General features: G+C 71.3%; 9 protein-coding genes. 3 read left to right on the top strand and 6 right to left on the bottom strand.

Going from position 1 to position 19,671, the window contains the following annotated elements; all coding sequences use genetic code 11:
- Positions 1-79 precede the first annotated feature (79 nt).
- Positions 80-610, bottom strand: coding sequence for an SRPBCC family protein (locus ACGFIR_RS14390; protein ID WP_393145231.1), 531 nt, complete (start codon positions 608-610; stop codon positions 80-82).
- Between the two features lie 221 nt (positions 611-831).
- On the opposite strand from ACGFIR_RS14390, the gene ACGFIR_RS14385 reads away from it, so the two are divergent.
- From ACGFIR_RS14385 to ACGFIR_RS14375, 3 genes are read left to right on the top strand one after another with little or no spacing between them, the layout of a single operon-like run.
- Complete coding sequence (locus tag ACGFIR_RS14385; RefSeq protein ID WP_393145229.1) at positions 832-3,471, top strand: fibronectin type III domain-containing protein; 2,640 nt, start codon at positions 832-834, stop codon at positions 3,469-3,471.
- The gene (locus ACGFIR_RS14380) at positions 3,468-4,598 is read left to right on the top strand and encodes a DUF58 domain-containing protein (RefSeq protein ID WP_393145227.1); all 1,131 of its coding nucleotides are present in this window, start codon (positions 3,468-3,470) and stop codon (positions 4,596-4,598) included. Before ACGFIR_RS14385 ends, ACGFIR_RS14380 begins: the two co-directional genes overlap by 4 nt.
- The gene (locus ACGFIR_RS14375) at positions 4,595-6,667 is read left to right on the top strand and encodes a DUF3488 and transglutaminase-like domain-containing protein (protein WP_393145225.1); all 2,073 of its coding nucleotides are present in this window, start codon (positions 4,595-4,597) and stop codon (positions 6,665-6,667) included. The genes ACGFIR_RS14380 and ACGFIR_RS14375 overlap by 4 nt, the downstream gene beginning before the upstream one ends.
- 21 nt (positions 6,668-6,688) lie before the next feature.
- Here the strand turns inward: ACGFIR_RS14375 and ACGFIR_RS14370 are convergent, their stop codons facing one another.
- The 5 genes from ACGFIR_RS14370 to ACGFIR_RS14350 form a co-directional block, all read right to left on the bottom strand.
- Entirely contained in the window at positions 6,689-7,783 is a 1,095-nt protein-coding gene (locus ACGFIR_RS14370; RefSeq protein ID WP_393145223.1) for a hypothetical protein, read from the bottom strand.
- Between the two features lie 67 nt (positions 7,784-7,850).
- Entirely contained in the window at positions 7,851-8,396 is a 546-nt protein-coding gene (locus ACGFIR_RS14365; RefSeq protein ID WP_393145221.1) for a hypothetical protein, read from the bottom strand.
- Position 8,397: 1 nt separating this feature from the next.
- Positions 8,398-9,723, bottom strand: coding sequence for a hypothetical protein (locus ACGFIR_RS14360; RefSeq protein WP_393145219.1), 1,326 nt, complete (start codon positions 9,721-9,723; stop codon positions 8,398-8,400).
- Between the two features lie 36 nt (positions 9,724-9,759).
- Positions 9,760-10,032: a YrhB domain-containing protein gene (locus tag ACGFIR_RS14355; RefSeq protein ID WP_393145217.1), complete on the bottom strand. Its 273-nt coding sequence runs from the start codon at positions 10,030-10,032 to the stop codon at positions 9,760-9,762.
- Entirely contained in the window at positions 10,032-19,511 is a 9,480-nt protein-coding gene (locus ACGFIR_RS14350; RefSeq protein ID WP_393145215.1) for a toxin glutamine deamidase domain-containing protein, read from the bottom strand. Before ACGFIR_RS14350 ends, ACGFIR_RS14355 begins: the two co-directional genes overlap by 1 nt.
- Between the last annotated feature and the right edge of the window lie 160 nt (positions 19,512-19,671).

Raw genomic sequence — 19,671 nt, 5'->3', positions numbered from 1 at the left:
GTCGCGCTGACCGCCGTACCGGCCGAGCTGCGGCGCGACGCCGCTGCCGGCGGGAGGAGCCCAGCCGCCGACGCCGGGCTCAGCGCGGCTGCTGGGCGAGGTCCCGGATGCCCCGCAGCGTGCCGGCCATGGCCTCCCGCAGGGCACCCAACCGGCGTTCGATGATCTCCTCCTCGTTCTCCGGTGCCTGGTCGATGATGAGGCTGAGCCCCGTGCGGCTGGGGCCGATCCGCACGGAGTGCGACAGCCGGCAGCCGTCGTCCTCGGCGACGAGACGGTACTGCCAGGAGGCGCCCGGGTACCCGGGGTCGGGAGGCCCGCCGCCGAAGCGGTCGTCCGGGTCGGTCACCACCCAACCGAAGACCCGCGGCTCGTCGTAGAGCACGACGTGCGAGACGGTACGCCACTCGCCCAGCAGCGGATGGTGGTTGTAGCCCTCGAACCGGGCGCCGAGGGCCGGCCCACCGCTGCCGTCCAGCCAGCGCACCCGGCGCAGCTCCGGACTGAACCGCGCGGGCAGCTCGATGTCCGTGACCAGTTCCCACACCCGGGCGGGATCCGCCGCCAGGTGGAGGTCGCATTCGACCGCCGGGCCGTCGACATAGCGCACGGCATCCTCCCTCGTGTCCTGCGGTTCGCTGATCCGCCGGCTGGCTCCGCTGTCACCGGACGGCGACAACCGCACCGACCATGATGGACTGCACGGGGCTGCCCACGCAGCCCCGGCACGGTCGGACACCCGTCACCACACTGGACGGACGGCGCCTTCCGGGATCTGTGGGTGCGCGATAGGATCCGCCCGGCCACAATGCACATGCTGCGGAGGCGACCATGAAGCTGCAATGGCTGACGAAGGCCTACGCGGCGGGAGCCGGGGCAGCGATCCTGGCCCTGGCGGGCACCGTCTTCGCCATCGGTACCACCGCGCAGCAGCCATCGGTCGTCGACGGCGCCTCGTGGCTGTGGAGCCGGAACACCGGCGAGGCCACCCAGGTCAACGCCGTGTCGGGCATCGTCGCGCTGCGTCAGCCGATGATCGACGCGCAGGGCCACCGGGTCCGGATCAGCCAGAGCGAGCAGTACGTGATCCTGCACGACCTGGACACGGGCCGGGCCACCTCCATCGACCTGGCCCGACTGGGCTTCTCGGGCTCGCTGGAGCTGGGCCTCAAGGAGGAGACCGCGCTGCTGCTCGACAAGGCGATGGCGGTCCTGGTCGACCGCACCAGAGGCATCGTGCGCCCGGTCGACCCCGCGACCCTGCAGGCCGCCGGCGAGCCGATGCGCCTGCCCGCCCCGCTGGTCGGCGGCGCATTCGACAAATCCGGACGACTGTGGCTGAGCGTGCCGAGCCAGGGCACGGCGATCGCGCTCACGCTCCACGCCGGCCAGCTGAAGGTCGAGCGGACCGAGGCGGTCACGGCCCCCGGCCGCCCCCAGGCGCTCTCGGTGCTCGACGACGGCGCGCTCGTCGCCGACCGCAGCGGCGCCGACACGATCACGGTCGTCGGCCCGCAGGGCGCCCGGAAGATCACGTCGCCGGTGCCGCTCGCCAGCGCGATCGTGCCGGCCCGCACGGTCGGTACCACCGCGGTGATCACCGTGCCGGCCGAACGGAAGGTCGTCACGATCGGCGACGTGACGGACGGCGCGAAGGTGGGCGTCCTGCCGCTGCCCAGCAAGGGCGAGGCGACGCAGCCCGCGGTCAGCTTCGCCGGCCGGGTGTACGTGCCCGATCAGTCAGCCGGCGTCGTCAAGGTCTTCGAAGCCGACGGCGACCCCGCCGGAAAGATAGACGTCGGTGCGCCGCAGACGTCGGTGGAGCTGGAGGTCCGGGAGGACCACCTCTTCATCAACGCTCCCGAGGCGGACAGCGCAGTGATGATCAACAGCGAGGGCAAGTCCTCCCGGGTGCAGAAGTACGACCCGAACCCGGCAGCCACCCCGACGCCGGACGCCACCCCGTCGCTGGGCACGCCGCCCACCGTCGCGCCGCCGTCCACGCGACCCGTCGACCCGCCGCAGCCGACCTCCCCGGCCGAGCCGCCGACCGATCCGGCGCCGACCCGGACCCGGGTACCGGTGCAGCCCCAGCGCCCCGGGCCACCGGTCCCGGTCACCGCGCTGGCCGGAGACGGGGAGGTGCGACTCTCCTGGGGCCGTGCGACGCGCGGGTCGGCACCCGTGCGCAGCTACACGATCACCTGGGACGAGGGTGGCGGCGGCCAGGTCCGGGTCGGCGGCGACGTGCTGCGCAGGACGATCAGCGGCTTGACCAACGGCACCACGTACCGGTTCCGGGTCGTCGCCACGAACGCGGTCGGCGCCGGACCGCCGGCGCTGTCCCAGTCGGTGCGGCCGCAGGCCACCACTCCACCGGCGACACCCGCCGCCCCCAGGGCCGCCCTGGAAGTCGGCAGCGCCGGTAACCCCACCGGCGCGGTCGAGGTCGACTGGGCGGCGGTGCCGCAGGCCGCCGACTACGTGGTGACGCCGATCCTGGACGGCGAGGCCGGCGCCCACCCGCCGCAAACGGTCTCCGGCACGAGCGCGAGGTTCCCGGGCCTCACCGCCGGGCGGACCTACACGTTCACCCTCACGGCACGCAACGCGGCCGGTCGGGCCTCGGCCGCCAGCCCGCCGAGCGCACCGGTGCGGGTCCACTACGCCCCCGGCGCGCCGGGTGGCGTGTCCGGCCAGCAGAGCGGCCCGGACACGTACCTCATCCGGTGGACCGCCGCGCGCGCCCACGGCGTCCCGGTCACGTCCTACGTCGTACGCGACAGCCGGGGCACGGTGCTGGCCCGGGTCAACGGCTCCACGCTCACCGCCACCGTCACCGCGAGCGGCCTGACGTCGGTGACGGTGACCGCCGGCAGCGCCGACGGCGACGGCCCGCCCGGCTCCGGCCGGGTCCAGGCCGCCACCGCACCACGGGTCACGATCACGTCGACGAGCGCCACCCAGAACTCGATCACGGTCAGGTTCACCGTGGACGGGGGCGGCTCCCCCCGGTGCACGGTCAGCGTCGGCCAGCAACGGGTCGACTCCTGCACGTCGCCGGTGACGGTACGCGGGCTGAACGCGGACACGGCCTACCCGGTGACCGTCGAGGCGACGAACTTCGCCGGCACCGGCAGGGCCCGGGCCGACCAGCGCACCAAGCAGGTGACCTACGGGGCACAGGTCACCTGCACCGACGCGCCGAGCAACCCGCAGCCGGACTTCTGCGCGAACGGCCTGCCGGTCTACTCCGCCAGCAACGACGACGGCGCGGTGCGGCGACGCGTCGCCAACGGCGCGCGCATCGTCGTCACCTGCAAGGTCCACGGCGAAAACCAGCAGGCCGGGCCGTACAACCACGACAAGGAGGGCGACCACTGGGTGCGCCTGACCGACGGTGGTTGGATGTCGTGGGTGTGGCTGCGGTTCGACAACGGCGACAACGTGGAAGCGATCCAGAACTGTTGATCAGACCCACCACACGGGGGACGGGCACGGCACTGGGCGGCGGCCTCCTGCTCCTGGCCGGCCTGCTGCTCGGGTACCGCGAACTGTTCATGCTGGGCGCGGCCGGCCTGAGCGCGGTGACGCTGTGCGCCGCCTGGGGCCTGGTCACGCCCTCGCTGCTGGTCGACCGCGCCGTCGTACCGGGTCGGGTCCGGCGCGACGAACCCGCCGAGTCCGTCGTCGACGTCACGGCCCGAGGCCGCGTCGGCGGGCTCCTCTCGCTGCACGACGGCGTCTGGGACGCGGACGGCAAGCCGGTGTCGGAGCCCGTCACCACCGACGTGGTCGCCCGTCCCTCCCTGGCGGTCCGGGTACGGCTGGAGTTGCCCACGGCCCGTCGGGGCGTCTTCCAGGTCGGGCCGTTGCGGGTCGGCCGCACCGACCCGCTGGGCCTGTGGTCGGCACTACGGCCCGTCGGTCGAGCGCAACAGCTCATCGTCTGGCCGAACTGGCACGCCGTGCCCGCATCGGCGATCGGGCGCACCGCACAGGTCGACGCGACCCGGGACGCCCGACACACGGAGAGCACCACCTTCCACACGCTCCGCGAGTACGTCCCGGGCGACGACCTGCGCCACGTCCACTGGCGTACCTCGGCCCGGACGGGCACCCTGATGGTCCGTCGGCACGAGGGTTCGTCCCTGGCACGACTGGTGCTGCTGATCGACGACCGCGCGGCGTCGTACGCCGACCCGGACAGCTTCGAGGAGGCCGTCGAGGTCGCCGCCTCGGTGCTGGTGTCGATGACGGACGCCGGACGCCGGCTGGCGGTGGTGAGCGCCGCGGACCCGACCCGCGACCCGGCGACCTCGGTCAGCGCCGGGCTCGATCTGCTCGCCGCAGCCCGGCTGACCGGTGCGGGCGCGTCCGACGAGCGGATCCAGGCCCAGCTCCGGCTACACCCGATGGGCGACGCCCTGCTCGTCGTGACCGGCGGCGCGGTGGCGCTGGCCGGCCCACTCGCATCGAGGTACCACTCGGTGCGGACCCTGGTGCTCGGGCCGGAAGCCCCTTCCGATGCCGCCGCCGGGGTGACCGCCGCACCCACCGCCGTCGGCATCGTCGAGCGGCTGCGGGAGCAACGATGAACCACCTGCTCCTCGTCCTCGCCGTCGCTGTCGCCGGGTTCGCCGGCGGCGGCCAGATCGCGGACGGCTACGCCGGCGGCGCGGCCCTCTGGGCGATCGCCGCCGCCGCCGTCGGCGCCGCCGCCGTCGGGCAACTGACCGCCAGACACCGGTCCCTGACCCTGCCTGCCAACGCGCTGGGCCTCCTCGCGCTGCTGTTCACCCTGCACCGGCTCATGCCGGTCCCGGACGGGCTGCTCGACGCGCTCCTGCATACCGGTGCCCGCCTGCTGACCAGCGCCACCCCCATCCCACCCCGGGTGGACACCCTGGCCCTGCCCGTGGCGGCCACCTGGATCGCGGTCGCGGTGAGCGGCGCCCTGGCCCGGGGACGTCGCCCCGGCACCGCCGCGCTCGCGCCCGTCATGCTCGCCGCCGCGATGCTCGCCCTGGCCGGCCCGCGTCGGCACCCCGGCTACCTGCTCACCGCGATCCTGGTCGCGGCGCTCGTCCTGCTGCTCGCCCTGACCCGGGCACCGCGAACGGTCCACCGGCGACCGCGCGCGGCCCGACCGGGCACGACGATCGTTCTCGCCACGGTCCTGGCCGCAGGAGCGGGGCTGCTGACACCGGTGCTGTTGCGCAACACCACGTCGACGCCGCCGGACCTGCGCACAATGGTGCTGCCCCCGGTGCAGGCAGAGGATCAGGTGCACCCGCTGAGCCTGCTGGGCCGCTGGCAGGCCCACCCGGAGCAGCCGCTGCTCGCCATCGACTCGAACCGCCCGGTCGTGCTGCGGTGGGCCGTACTTCCCGACTTCGACGGCACGAGCTGGCAGCCAGCCCCGTCCTACCTCGCCGCGGGCGGCGACCGGGCACCACGCCGGCCGGCGGTCGCCGCCGAACCCGTACGCGCGAAGGTCGCCGTCATGGGCCTGACGGGTGGCTGGTTGCCGGTACCCGACGGACTGGACCGGGTCAGCGGGGTGTCGATAGCCATCGACGAGGAATCCGGCGGCGTCGTCGTCCCGGACGGACTGCGCCCCGGACAGTCGTACGAGGTCGAGGCCGCGGTGCCCACGCCGACGACGGAGCAGCTGGTCACCGCGCAGCTGCCGGTATCGGCCGCCCTGGACGACTACCGGGCACTTCCGCCCGGCAACACCGGCCCGATCTTCTCGCTGGCCCTCGACGCCGCCGGTGACGGCCTGCCGTTCCAGCAGGCGACCGCGCTGGCCGGGTGGCTGAAGCGGAACTTCCGCTACGATCCGTCGGCCCCGGGAGGCAGCGGCTACCCGAGCATCGTCCGCTTCCTCACCGCCACCCCGCAGCTCGGCGGTGGACGAGGCACGTCGGAACAGTTCGCCGCCGCGTACGCCGTCCTGGCCCGCGCGCTCGGCATCCCGGCGCGGGTCGTCGTCGGATTCGGGGCGAAGGCCGCCAGGCAGGGCTCGGCCATAACCGTCGTCACCGCCGGTGACGCGCGGGCGTGGCCCGAGATCTACCTGGAACCGGTCGGTTGGATCCCGATGGACGTCACGGCCCCCCGAGCGACCGGCGATCCCTTGACGCACACGGCGCCCCCGCCCGCCCCGTCCGCCGCCGCGACGGCGTTGCCGCAGGCAGCGGTACCGGAGATCCCGGACGCGGAGACGCCGGACGGCGGCGGCTCCGGCGTCACCTGGCGGTACCTCGCCCTGCTGCCGGCGCTGGCGGCCGGCCTACCCGGGCTGATCGTGGCGCTGCGCCTGCGTCTCAGTCGCCGGCGACGCGCCGGCACGGACGAGCTGAGCCGGCTGCGGGGAGCGTGGGCGGAACTACTCGACGCCGCGCGCCTCGCCGGGATCCGCGTCGAGCCGCACTGGACGGTCGGCGCGACGGTCGCCGCGGTGAGCACGGCCGTGGCGACCGTCCCCGAACCGCACCTGGTGACGGCGGTCAACCGCACCTGGTACGCGGCCAGGCCGGACGCCGACGGCGCGGGGCCGGCCGTCGCCCAGGCCACGGCGCTCGCACACGGCGTCCGCCGCAACGCGAGCCGGCTGCGTCGCCTCGTCTGGTGGCTCGACCCCCGACCACTGTGGTGGTGATCCTCCGGTGCGCGGGGCGGGTCAGTCGCCCCTGAGCGCGCCGGCCGCCCGGCGGAGCGCCGCCTCGTCGACCTCGGGCAGTTGGTATCGCCGGCGGGCCAGATAGGCCAGGAAGTCCGCCTCGGGGCCGATGCCGTAGCGCTGCGCGAAGTAGGCCAGCGACTCGGACCACACCCACTCACCGTCGGTGCGCAGGTGCAGCGGCACCACCTCCGGGTGCTCCGGGTCGAACGGGTCCGCCTCGAAGCCGTACGCGACCGCCACCAGCGGGGCCGCGCGCAGATATGCCGCGACCGCCACACGATCCTGCTCGGAGAGCCGTGGTCCCCGTACGATCGGCCGGCCCTGCTCGTCACGCTCGGTGTCGACGGCGGCCGCCACCCTCGGCCTGGGCGGGTCAGGCTCCGCTCCACCGGCCAGAGCCCCGGACTCCCGGCCGGCCAGCCCCCGCCACCAGCTCGTAATCCGGTCCGCCGTCGCGGCTCCGATCGGCACGACGTCGTCGTCGAGTTCGCCCAGTTCGGCCAGTTCCAGAGACTCCGTCGGGCGCCAGTTTCCGTCCCGGCCGAGTGCGCTGTCCTGGTCGACGGTGCCGATCCGGACCCGTCGCAGCAGGCCGCTCGGGCGTTCCGGTGTGTCACCGGCGGCCACCCTGGCGTAGTACCGGATCTCGATCTGCTCCAGCCCCAGGTCGAGCACGACGCGCCGACCGTCGGGCAAGCTCCACGCCTGGTAGGCGAGCTCCTCGGGGCTGGTCAGCCCGAAGACCTCCCGTACGACCCGCGTCAGCTGGGCCGCCGTGTCGGCGTAGTCGGCGGCGGGCGCCGGCCAGGTCAGCTCACGCCACCAGTGCCCGGGATGCTCCGGGGTGGGCGGGGACCAGCCCGACTCGCGCAGGGCGTTCTCCTGCTCGGCGGGGAGCCGGCGTTCCCCGTCGCTGGCCTGGGCACCGCAGACCTCGACGACCAGCCGGTCCGGGTGCTGCCACAACTGGGCGAAGCAACCGTCGACCGGACGCGCCACCTCGTGCAGTTGCAGCACCGTGCCGTCCTCCAAGCGTCCCAGCAGGTCGCTGAGGCGGGCCGTCACCTCACCCCAGCCGGGCTCCGCGCTCACCATTCCTCCTCGTCTGCCGACGGCTGGGCCGCCCACTCGTCCAGGCTGGCCCGTGCTCGGGCCAGAACTACCGGTCGAACTCCGCCAGGGCCCGGTCGTAGGCGGCCCGAGCCGCCTCCAGCCGTACCCGGCCGAACCGGCCCGGCTCGGCCGTCCGCACCACGCGGCCCCGATACGACCAGAACGCGTCCTGCGGCACCTCCGCCGCCCGGGCCGGCAGGAACTTGAGCACCTCGTCGATCGCCGCCCGAGCCGCGAGGAGGTCGGTGCGCGCCTGCTCCCGCTCGGCGTCGGACAGGCCGTCCAGCTCCGCCGGGACGCTGCCGTAGACGTCCGCGACCCAGAGCCACTCACCCGCGTCGAGCAGCTGCGACGGCTCCCGGCCGGGCGCCCATTCGCCGTCGTCCGGAGCGGTCGGTTCGTCGGGCTGCCGGAACTCGAAACCCCGCGGCCGGCCGCACGCCACACACTGACCGGTGTAGCGCACGATCCACTCGTCGTCCACCAGCTCCAGCGAGCTGGTCGAGCCGAAGTCGACCTCCCCGCAGGGACACGGATGCAGCTCGAAGTAGAGATATGTCTCCTCGTGCGTACGGGCCAGGGGCGGTGCCATGTCAGCGACCATAGCGCTCGGTGAACGAAGTGAGTTGCTGGTGCCGCCGGGACCGCTGCTCGGCGAGGTAGGCCCGCCGGAACCATTCGGGGCTCGTACTGCGCACCTCGTGCCCGTTGGCCGTCCACAACATGCCGCTAGGCAGCTCCTCGACACCGGGTGGGAAGAACCTTGCGACCTCGTCCAACGCGTCGATCGACATCGTCAGCATCGTGACGACCGCCTCCAGATCCGCGGGATCCGGCTCGACGACCTCCCCGCTGTCCCCGCCCTCGTCAACCGCCGCTGTGGTCATCGCCGCCAGCACGGTGTCCGCCACCACGCCGTACGCCTGGCTCACGGCCACCCACTCGCCCGGATCGAGCAGTTCCGACGGGCCGTCCTCGGGGTGGCTGAACCGGTACGGATCCCCGGGTGGCGATCCCGGGCGCCGGGGGAGTCGGAAGACATGGTCACGGGACCGGCCACAGTCATCGCACGGGCCGTCGTAGCCGACGACCACGCCGCTTTCGTCGCTGGACAGGACCGCCATCTGGCCGCGCGGAAACTCCACCGACCCGCACTGACACGGATGCGTGTCCAGGTAGGTGTGGATCTCGGCGTAGGTCCGCGCCGGTAGCGGCGAGGAGTTGGCAGCAGGCGGGCTCTCCTGTCCGGACGGCGCAGCGACCGAGCCGTCGTCCGAGATGTCGGTCGGGGCATCAACCGGGACGCTGGCCGGCACGACATCCGGCTCGCCGGCCGCAGCGGAGAACATCGCCTCGAACCGGCGCCGGAAGTCGTCCCGGCGACCAAGGTAGAAGGCCGCGTCGCGGACCACCCGACTGCGCCGGAACACGTCCCGCCGCTGCTCGTGGACCCACTGACCGCGCTCGGTCCAGAAGGCACTGTCCGGCAGCATCTCGACGTCGGGCGGCAGGAACTTCCCGATCTCGGTCGCTGCTGCTGCGGCGCTGTCCCAGGCGTTCAGGACCGCCCAGTACGTCTCCTCGTCGGGCACCTCGTCACCCAACTGGTCGAGTCCGACCTCGGCCATGCCCGCGTTGGCCGACTCGATGACATACCACTGGCCGGCGTCGAGCAGGGTCGACCGGCCCACGCCGTACAACTCGCCCGCCTCCTGCGCGGCCCGCATGCCCGCCTTCGACACCGGCACCTGCGCGACGTACCACTCTGCCTCGTAGGGGCCGTCGAAACGAAGCAGCAGGTGCTCCTCATCGAGGTCGTCCAGCGCGGTGTGGCGCAGGTAGTCGACCCATCCCTCGCCATCCGGCAGATTCAGCTCCAGGAAGGCGTACGCCTCGGCGACCGTCCGAGCCTCAGCCATGAGGTAGCTCCTCACTGAGCCAGCGGGTCAGCCGTCTCACGTCGCCTCATAGAGCTCGAAGTACTCGTTCATGCTCAGTGCGCGGCAGTCGCCGGTAGACTCCTCCACCCGGATCGGCATATTGCCGACCAGGCGCGCCGCCGGATCCCCGGTCTCAACGAACTCCGCGGAGTTGTATCCGACCACCACGACCCCCGGCATCCGCCTGATCCACTCGGGCCGCACGACGAGTCGAACATCGTCATCGACGACGTGGTTGTCGGCGAGGTAGGCGAGGGCACGGTCGATCGCCTGTTGGTCGGTCATCATCAGTTCGTCCTCAGGAACATGTAGTCGGGCCATTTCACTACGTCAGCTATCCCAGTCTGCCCGTCGAGGAAGACGGTCCTGCCTCGGTCATTCACGACGTTGAAGACGTGGCCCGTCGGACCCCGGCCGAAGCCGAGCACCAGACCGCGAGCCCCGTGTCCCGCCCGCGTCATCTCGTCGATGATGTCGCTCAGCGTGACATGCCTGAACCTCGCGTCGAAGTGCTGCTCCAGGGGTCCGACCGGGCCCACGGGAATATCCCGAATCGCCGTCATCGGGGCTCCGCTCAGGGTGGTGTCCACCGCCAGCGCACAAGCCCGGCAGTTGTCATCACCACCGAAGGGATTGATCAGGTTGAGCAATCCCGGGGTTCTCGGCGTGTAGTAGTGGCCGCCGCGCAGTGTCGTCCCGGCATCGCCCCACCAGTTCCGGCCGGCGTCCTGGTCGGTCAGCCCACCCGGGACATCCACTGACGGCTCGATCGCGGCGAGGAGACCGGGCAGGTCCTCGACCCGTACGTCGGGAGGCGTCGCATCGTCGTGCTGACTCGTTGCGGTGTTCGGAGGTCCTGCGTCTCCCCAGGCCACCGGGGCGCCCGGCACGGTACGCGGACCCTGCCGGAACGGCGCGGGTCGTTCGCTGCGCGGTAGGTCTGCGGCGATCTGCTCCAGGTGCTGCAGTTGTTCGAACGCCCGTTGGGTACGGGCCAACAACGCGTCGGTTTCCGCGTGGAAGAGGACCAGGTGTTCCTCGCCGGCGGTGTTGATGTGCCGCTTGAGCAGCTCGCCGCGGTTCTGGGTCGAAACCGCCTCGTTTCCCTCGTAGGAGATGTTTGCCAGTTCGGTGGAGCCGGTGGTGATGATCGCGCTGCTGCTGTATGCGGCCTGTGTCCTGACGGCCTTGTCGAATGGCTTGTGACGAATCTTGGCCTCGACGAGCCGGACCCCGGAGGCCAACGCCTGGCCCACCGTGTCTCGGGCGAACCTGATCCAGCGAGCCTTCGGGCTGGGCAGCCCGGTCGGTTGCTGGGAGATACGGAGAATCTCCTGCCTCGCCCAGGCACGGACCGCGTCGGCTATCCGCTCCGGGCTCTGGGTGGGGTCTACCCGCAGCACGTAGGTCACATCGGAGTCGACGCGGTACGCCGCGACCGTGGCACCGCCGTCGGTGGAGCCGGTGCGGATCTCGAAAGTCAGGTGTTCGGGACGGTTTCCCGCGCCCTTGAAGGCGATCCGGAACGTGTGGTCGGCATCCTGGACGCGGGCGATCGCACCGGCCCGAGGCAGTTCCCCGTCAGGGTCGTCCTCGGCAGTCGGCCGTTCCTGGCTGCTCAGCAGCGTATCGATTGCCGGGAGCACGTCTCGATCGGCGGGCGGCAGGGCTCCGTACCGCTTTCGCAGCCGCGCCACGCTGTCGGTGGTGCGGGGATCGGCGGCCAGTTGTGCCTCGATCTCCCTGGCTCGTTGTTCGAGCTGCTCGACGGGTGCCCGCTGTTCCTCGATTCTCGTCCGCAGGTGCTGCGGAGAGGTTGAGTCAACTTTTGTCTCGGACAGGGTCCGAATCAGTGCCATATCGTTGTCGTGAAGTTGCTTCATCCGGTTGGTAGCGCGGCCGATCACGAAAGTGATGGCGCTGAGTCCGGTGAGCAGTCCGAGGCGGATGGAACCGCTGGCGGCGAAGGTGATCGCTCCACCGCCGACCCCTTGGGCCAGCGCCGGAAGGATGTCCTCGTAAAATCGCCGAACGGATGAAAACGGGCTTCTCCGGTCGGCCAGTATATTATCCATGATGTGCCTGACGGCGTCGGCGACCTGCTTCGGGTCGGCATCGACGTTCACCGTGAATTGGAAGCTGTTTCGCTGCATGCGCTCCGAGCCGGGGGCCACCGGACGGCCATCCTCCACCGCACCGAACTGGAACATCACGTCAACACCGGCACGGGTGTAGACAGCCGAAACCCTTTCACGGAGCGAGCGACCCCGATCGTGCGAACGCCCCGGTCCCTCCTCCCGGTAGGTCACCCCGACGAGGCGGCCTTCCGGGTCGACCATGTCCCGCAAGGAGAAGGTGACGTCGCGCTCCGTGTTCAATTCGGCTATGCCTGACGCAATCGATTCCCTGAGCTTCTGATTTCTAGGGTTGTCGATCGAATCGTGGCTCTCGGTGACCTCCTTGTTGTCGCCGTCCTTGTCGTCGTCTTTGCTTGCCTCCACGGGTGAGGTCGGGGCGGAGATGGCGTGCGGTCCGGCCTCCAGACGGTTCAGCGCCGTACGGGTCAGGTCGCCACCGATTCTCGCCAACTCCTGGATCTGCGCACCGACGTTGCGACGTTGCGCCGCACTCAACCGGCCCGACTGCGCGAGATCGTGACGCTCGAGGAGATCGGCGAGTTCACGGTCACGGCGTCCGGTGAAGCGGTCGACCAGCGCCTGCACCAGTGCCTTGGTCATGCTGGCCGCCACCTGCATGCTGCCGTAGCTACTGATCGCCTGGTTGCCCAGCCACCAGGTCGGCACTGCCAACGGCATTTCCTCCGCGGCCCTCCGCGCAAGGTACGTCCTACCGCTGGGCACACGCTGGGTGAGTTCATGCTGCCGACTCGCGACGGCGGTCAACGCCTCCCGCAACGCGGCGCGCATGGAATTCTCCGCGCTTCTTTCTGTGGCCTGCTCCGTGGCGGCGGCCAGATCCGGGGAGACCCGGAAGGTGATCTGTTTTTCGGTGTAGTCGATCTCGATCTTGTTCGGATCCTTGGTGTGCGCCACCTCGACGTGCACCACGACCCCTACGCCACCCGCCACCTCAAGTTCGTAGGCGTCACCGCCGACGGGCGCAGCGACATTGCGGCGATGCCGCAGTCCGATCTCCCCGAGAGACCGAAGCCTCCTGGACAACCCGCGGGTGCGGGGATCCGTGCGTCCGTGCAGGGGCGAGACATTGTCGAGGAACTCGATCGGCGTCTCGGCGAACGTCGCCATGATCTGCTCGACTTCCTCACCGACACGTTCCCGGACCTGTCGGGCCGCCTGCTCGGGGATCGCCTCGGTAGTTGGTTTCGTCTCCTCCTCCGGGCGGACGGTACGCTCGGCGGCCGTTGGCTGGCCCTGAACGCTCGTGGCCAGGTCCCCGGCGCGGTCGTAGCTGTTGTCGACCCGGCGCTGGAGTTCTCCGTCGGCGATGCCGCTGCGGTCCGGCAGTTGGGCCAACGCGCGATCGAGCTTGCGCTCGAGTTTCGCTGCGCTGTCGTACCGGGTGATCTGATTGCCCGTCAACAGATCAACCCCGGTGACGACAGCCCGCCTGAGCACGAGTAGCGGTGTGCCGAGGACCGCCGCCAGCACGGCCGAAACGGTGATGCCTGCGATGTTCGGGAGATTGGCGGCCAGCCGATCGATCCCCCGGTACGGCACCTCGCCCGGCCGCGCGTACTGCGACGCCACCATCTGCTTCAGCGCCTCGCGGAGATCGCGCTGGAACTTCGCTTCGGCCGCCTGCGGATCCCGGATCGATCCTGGATCGCCGAGCTCGAACCTGTCGGGGTCGATCACGAGGACGAAGTGCCGCTCCCGGCCGCCGCCTCGGAACTCGGCAACCTCTCCGTCCGGCACCGGTCCGGAAGCCACCTCGAAGGTGAACGACAGCCGGCCCTCGCCAATCCAGTCGTTCGGGGTGACCCGGTAACAGGTGCGGCCCGGTGCCGGCACGGGCTCGATCGTCAACACCCCGGGGAAGACCAGGACCGGTTCAGACGTCGTTCGACTGATCTCATTCAAGTGGTATCGGGTCCCGGCGACCACCGGGTCGGAGTCGAGCCACCACCGCCGGCGTTGCTCGATCAGCTGGGCCGTCGGCTCGGACAGATGCCGTCGAGCCAGTTCGATGCGCGCGTCCGCGCCGGGTACACCCTCGCGCAGAGCCCGGGTCTCGATGAACGTCTGCAGCGCGGACTCGACTGCCGCGGGCAGCGGACCCATCGCGGCGTGCAACCGGACCAGTGCGTCGATCTCGGCGAGCGCCGCCAGATCCGCGCGACTGGGTTGAAGCCGGCGGCCCGGGGTCGGGTCGTTGACCAGCGCGTCGTGACTGTTGAGTCGGCCACCGTGCATCCCGAGTAGCCGGCCGAGCCGGTTGCCGGCGGTTGCCCGCGCCTCACCCTGGACGTGTCCGATCGCCCTTGCCACGTATCGGTCGAGGGTTGTCGCGTTCAGATTGTCCAGATGGTTCGCGGCGAAGCTGACCTCGTACACGCCGTCGTCGCGGAGATCGCAAGTGGCTGGCTCGTCGTTCGCGGGGACCGCTACGAGGGCGATCTGGAACGGTCGGCCACGGTGCGGTCGGACCTCGATGATGTTCCCGTCCCGCACTGTGATCTGCCTACCGCCGTGCGACCCGGGGTGGCTGTTGAACACCGCCAACCGCTCGGCCGAGTCACGCAGTCGCCGTTCGAGCGCCGGATCGGGCGCTCCGGAGGGAGGCGGCAGCCGGTCGGCCAGGCCGTCGAGGTCCAGCCCGCTCAGGTCGGTCCGTCGCGTTGTGATCGACATCTGCCGGTCGCCGGCGACATCGACTTCGACGCGGCGGAACTCGATCCTGAGATCTCCCCGAGTCAACGCCCGGTGCAACTCGTCGAGAACGTCCGGGTTCTGCCGCAGTTGCTCGCGCAGCTGAGGGCTGGTCTCCAACACGTCGCGCACATACTGCGGGGTGCCACGTTCGGTGAGGCTGCCGTCCTGTAGCAGATGCCGGGAGCGACGGACCAGGCGCGTGTCCAGGAGCATCAACACCAGGGCGGGCCCGTCGAAACGCGCCACCAGGAACTCGCGGCCCGGCTGTGCTCCCTGCGCCGTCATGTCGACGGAGAGATCCACTCCGGTGACGCCGGACGGATCGGTCAACAGGTGCATCACTGCGGCGTGCGGCACTGCGGCCTCTGCGGAGCGGGCGATATCCGCCAGGCGGGAGTGCTCCTGTGCCACAGTTTCCAGTTCCCTCAGGCGCGCGGGCATGTCCGGGTCGTAGGCGTGCTCCGAAAGCTGATCGAGCGTTCGGCCCAGGTTCGACCGGGTCACCGCCTCCAAGTCGGAGATCCCCAGCGTCTCCATCAGTGGCCGAAGCGTCGTCTCCTGGAAGTCGACGAGCGCCATCCGGGCGTCCGCAGCCGACTGGACTGCCCGCGCCACCCGATCCGGTGGCTGCTGGAACTCGTACGTCTCGGATGGCCCCTCGATTGCTCTGCGTGTCGGACGGCGCCTGTCGAGCAGCGGGTCGCGTATCGGTTTGCCCGTTTCCGAGGACCGCAACGTGAAGTCCTCGCTGCGGTAGGTGCCCGGCTCGTCCAACTCGTGATGCAGTCGGTAGGTGCCCGGCTCGCGGAACGTTCCCGGCCGGTCTCCGATGACGTGCAGCCGGTCGTCCGGCGTCCGGTAACTGTCCCACCGGTCGCCGCTGACCCGCCACCCGCTGTCGCTGTCGCTGTCGCGCGAGAACAACGGACCCGCTCGGCTTCCCCCGCCCGACTCGACCGGAGGTGTCGGCGAGACCTCCGTCTCCGAAGCGTCATTAGGCGTCGGAAGAATCTCCAGGCCGTCCGTACCGAACGTCCGCTCCACCCCGTCGGTCGGGACCGTCGGCAGCCGTCCGTTGAGCACGTCGGCGCTGGCCGTCACCTCCGTGCCGTCGAGATAGGTCCACATCTTCTCGGTGACCCCGGTGACCTCCCGGCGCAGGACCCGGGCCAGCACCTTCGCGGGGGGTCGACCGCCCGCTGCGGAATAGCAGGAAACCAGCTTGATCCGTCGATCACCAAGCGTGATCCGGCCGGACCGGTCCAGGTCCGCGAGCGCTTCGGCGAAAGCCCTGGGCGACATCCGGTAGGGACCGACCACCACCTCGCCGTTACGCAACCCGTGCAGGGCGATCTTGAGTACCCCGTCCTCGGGCCGCAGAGCCTGGGCGTGCCGCCTCATCTCCGGGTCGCCGGTGAACTCGAGCCCGGAGGGAGCCGCCGTCACGAAGTCACGAACCGCCTGGAGCGCCCGGGGACCGGTCAGCAGCGGCAACCGTGCGAACTGTTCATCATTCCAGGATGCGAGCACGGCGGGAGACGGCGGAGCCGCTTGCGGGCGTTCCGCAACCGGTGGGTCGTCAGTGCGGCCCGCGTCCGCCGGACCGGAGTCAGCCGATGTGTCGACCTCGGGCAGCCGGATCCCGTCGGCGCCCTCGGGCGGACGGACCTGCGAAAGCGCCTCCTGCCGCTGCCGCGACAGGGTGCGCAGCCACCCCGGGTCGGCATCGGAGCGGCGGGCGTCCTGCAATTCCCGTACGGCGTCGTACGCCGCCCTGCTCTGCGCGGTATCCAGCCTAAGGTGGAGATCCAGCCCGGTGCGCGGATCATGCCACTGGCTGACGACACCGCCCACCTCGCCCGTCACCCATCCATTGACCAGGCGGACCGGCTGGTAGCCCCGCGCGGCCAGGTCGGCAACGGTGCGCCGGACGGCGTCGGCATAGCCGGCCGACGGCAACTCGATCGTGTACCGCAGCCGAGGGCGTACCTGCCTCCCGGCTCGGCCCGGCCGCGACTCGACTGCCTCGTCGGCGGCGCTTCGCCGTACCGCCGGGTCCTCGTTCGCGCGGGCCCGCAACAGCCGCCTGCCGCCCCCGACGGCCGCCGCCTCCTCGACCGCGCGCGCGACGTTGGCCTCGTCGATCGCGGTCGGCGACCCGGCCGTCGGTGTCGACGTCGCCCGCAGGTCGTTTGCGCGGCGCGCGTCCGGAGTGGAGACCGGGACGCCAGCAGCGTCGAGAAGCAACGCCTGGGAGGATTCGACATCGGTGTACGGCGGAGCGAGCGCCTCCGCGACGCTGCCCACCGGGTCGGCCCACTTGACGATGCCGGCGTCGTTGACCACGACGAGCTCGTGTGCCGCCTCGACGCCCGGGAAACGCACGACGACGAAAGCCAACGCGCCGGGACCAGCCGCCCGCACCGCCGCGTGGATCTGATCGAGTCCCGCGACCCCGCCGGGCTGAGCGACGTATGGACTGCCGATCCATTCCTCAGTGGACCGGGGCGTGGCCGAACCGCCCCGATTGCTGCCGGCGACCATGGGTCGTCCGAACCACGTCGACGCCAATGCCCGGGCGACCTCGGTTGCGTTGTTGTGTCGGCCCGCCTGGAACGGGCCACCCCCGTTGACCAACAACGTCCAACCGCCTGCCAACGGTGGGTGGACCAGGGGGAGCCCGTCGGAGTCCCGGGGAATGGCGTCGTCGAGGGCGCGCTCCTGGGCGGGGGTGGGTGGATCGTAGTGCGCCGGTCGCACACTCTGGGCCGCGACGCCACCGGCCAGCAGCAGCTCACGGGCGGATCGTGAGCGGCGCGTCGTTGACGCCGGGGCGACTGGTCGGTCCCGACCCACCGGCGGACGACCGCCGTCGTACGGCGTCGGGGTCGGCTCCGACAGCGGTGCCGGGGCGGTGCCCGTCGGCGTTGACTTCGGCGGCGGTGGGCTCGACGCGTCGGCCTCCCCACGGGTGGCCGGGGTCTGTTCGCCATCGGTGTCCGCGGGCGCTGATGCGGGTGGGAGGGTGTTCGCGGCAGGCGCATTCGCCGCGTTGTCGCGGCGAGCGGGTCTGGCCCGCGGCGCGTCGCCCGGAGCAGTCGGTGCGGCGTGCGGCGTGCTGCCTGGCACGGCTGAGGTGGCCTGCGGCGTGCTGGCTGGCGCGGGCCCCCGCGCGGTGCCCGACGTGGGCTCCGGCGCGGCCTGCGGCCCTTGCGGCGTGCCGGTGGGGTTGGTGGTCGTTGTCGCATCGGGGCTGGCGGCAGGCTCGATGTCGAAGCCGGCGTGCGCAGCGGCCATCGACATGGCGTCGACGGCGTCGGTGCGCGCGGCGTGCGCTGCCCTGGCTGCTTCCTGGATCTCCTCCGGGTCTTCGGCTTGAGCGGCCTGCTCGGCCGCCTCCTTGGCTGTCTGGGCGGCCTGCTCGGCGATCTGTGCCTGCCGAGCTGCGGTGTCGGCGCTCACCCTGGCCCGGTCGGCCGCCTCCTCGGTGAGCCGCACCCGGTCGCTCTGCTGTTGCTGGGACTGGTGGTGGGTAGGCTGCGGTGCTGCGCCGGGCGCACCGGTGCTCGGCGCGCCGGATGCCGGTACGCCTGGCCCGGCTGGAGACGGCGTGGAAGAACCAGATGTCGTCGGGGCGGGCGCCTGCGTGTCGGAGTCTTGTGTGTCGGAGTTCTGCGTACCAGGCGCCTGGGCCGTAGGCCCTTGCGTTGAGGGAGGCAGGTCGGCGGACCGTTCATTGGCAGCCAGCCGTGTGGCATCACGCGCTGCTGCGGCTTGCTGGGCACGCGTCTCGGCCGTATCGGCAGCCGCACGAGCCTGAGTCGCAGCCCGTTCAGCGTCGCGCTGGTATTGGGCCGCATTCTCTCGCAGCTCACGGGTCTGCCGTTCGAGGCGCTGTTGCGCCGTCTCCAACCCGACCATGCCGCGAGCGACATCACCGACCCGTTCCCCGATCCGGGCGCCGTTGCTGATGTAGTTGCGTCCCATACCGGCGACCGTCTGCCCCAGCCCCGGCGCGTTCAGGTCGACCGTGCCATCCGCCCCCAGCGATCCGCCCAGGTTGCCCAGGAGTTCCTCGGTCCACTCCGAGGCGGCCTCCGCACCGATGTTCGCCAATCCTCGGACGGCCCCGTTGTCGATCTTGCGCGCCAACGTCCGACCGACATCACCGACGTTGGATCCCAGCGCTCCGAGCCCGCCGCCGGCCGCCGCCGCACGAAGGCCCTGCCAGTCCCACTTGTCCCGGGTGCCCAGCACCTCCTTCTGCCACCACTGGGGCAGCCCCTCGGTGATCGTCTCTCGTTCCGCCTCGTTGCCCGACATCAGCACGACACGCTTGATCCCGCGCGCCCGCCACGCGTCCAGCATCTGCCGCAGGCCCGCGTAGCCGGCCCGCTGGGTGAACGAGGCAGCCGCTCGGCTCATCAGCAACTCGAAGATCTGTCGGACCGCCGCCCGGGTCAGCGCGATCCGCACCCCTGCCGCCGCCATCGCCGCGCCGAACGACAGCCACGCCATCACCGCGAAGACGAAGATCTCCGTGATCACGATGCCGACCTCGAGCAGCATGGTCAGCTTGCTGTGCTCGATGTCGAGCGCCGCCGCATCCAGCGAATCGGCGACCTCGCCGATCACCTCCACCAGTACGTCCGGCAGTTCGACCCCGACCTGCCCCCACATCTGTGCGAACCAGGCCCCCGCGTCGCCGCCCCACAACTCGCTCAACGTTTCGGCCGAGCCCTGCGCCGCCCCCACGGAGGTGCTGATCTGGCCCGCCAGCGTCCGCCAGTCCGCGGCCAACTGGCGAATCTGGTCCTCGTTGCCGGTCGGCCATGAACCGCCGCCCGAACCGAGCCACAGGACGCTGTCCCGGATGATGTTCCAAGGATCGCCGAAATCCCACAGCTCAATCACAGGCACCGTCCGGACAGGACTCGCCCGGCGTGTCCGTGCGGCGGGCACGACACGTCAGCGGGGCCGGCACGCGATGCTTCCGCTCCGGAGGGACTCGTGACGCGAGAGCGATGTGGGGGCATCGGGCAGGCGTATGCGTCGGGGCCACGTGGCAGGGTGG

Origin of the sequence: Micromonospora sp. NPDC049051 (genome assembly GCF_043197575.1) — a bacterium.
Taxonomy (GTDB): domain Bacteria; phylum Actinomycetota; class Actinomycetes; order Mycobacteriales; family Micromonosporaceae; genus Micromonospora.
The sequence above is the reverse complement of the archived record's forward strand: the minus strand, read 5'-3'. Positions and strand labels throughout refer to the sequence as shown.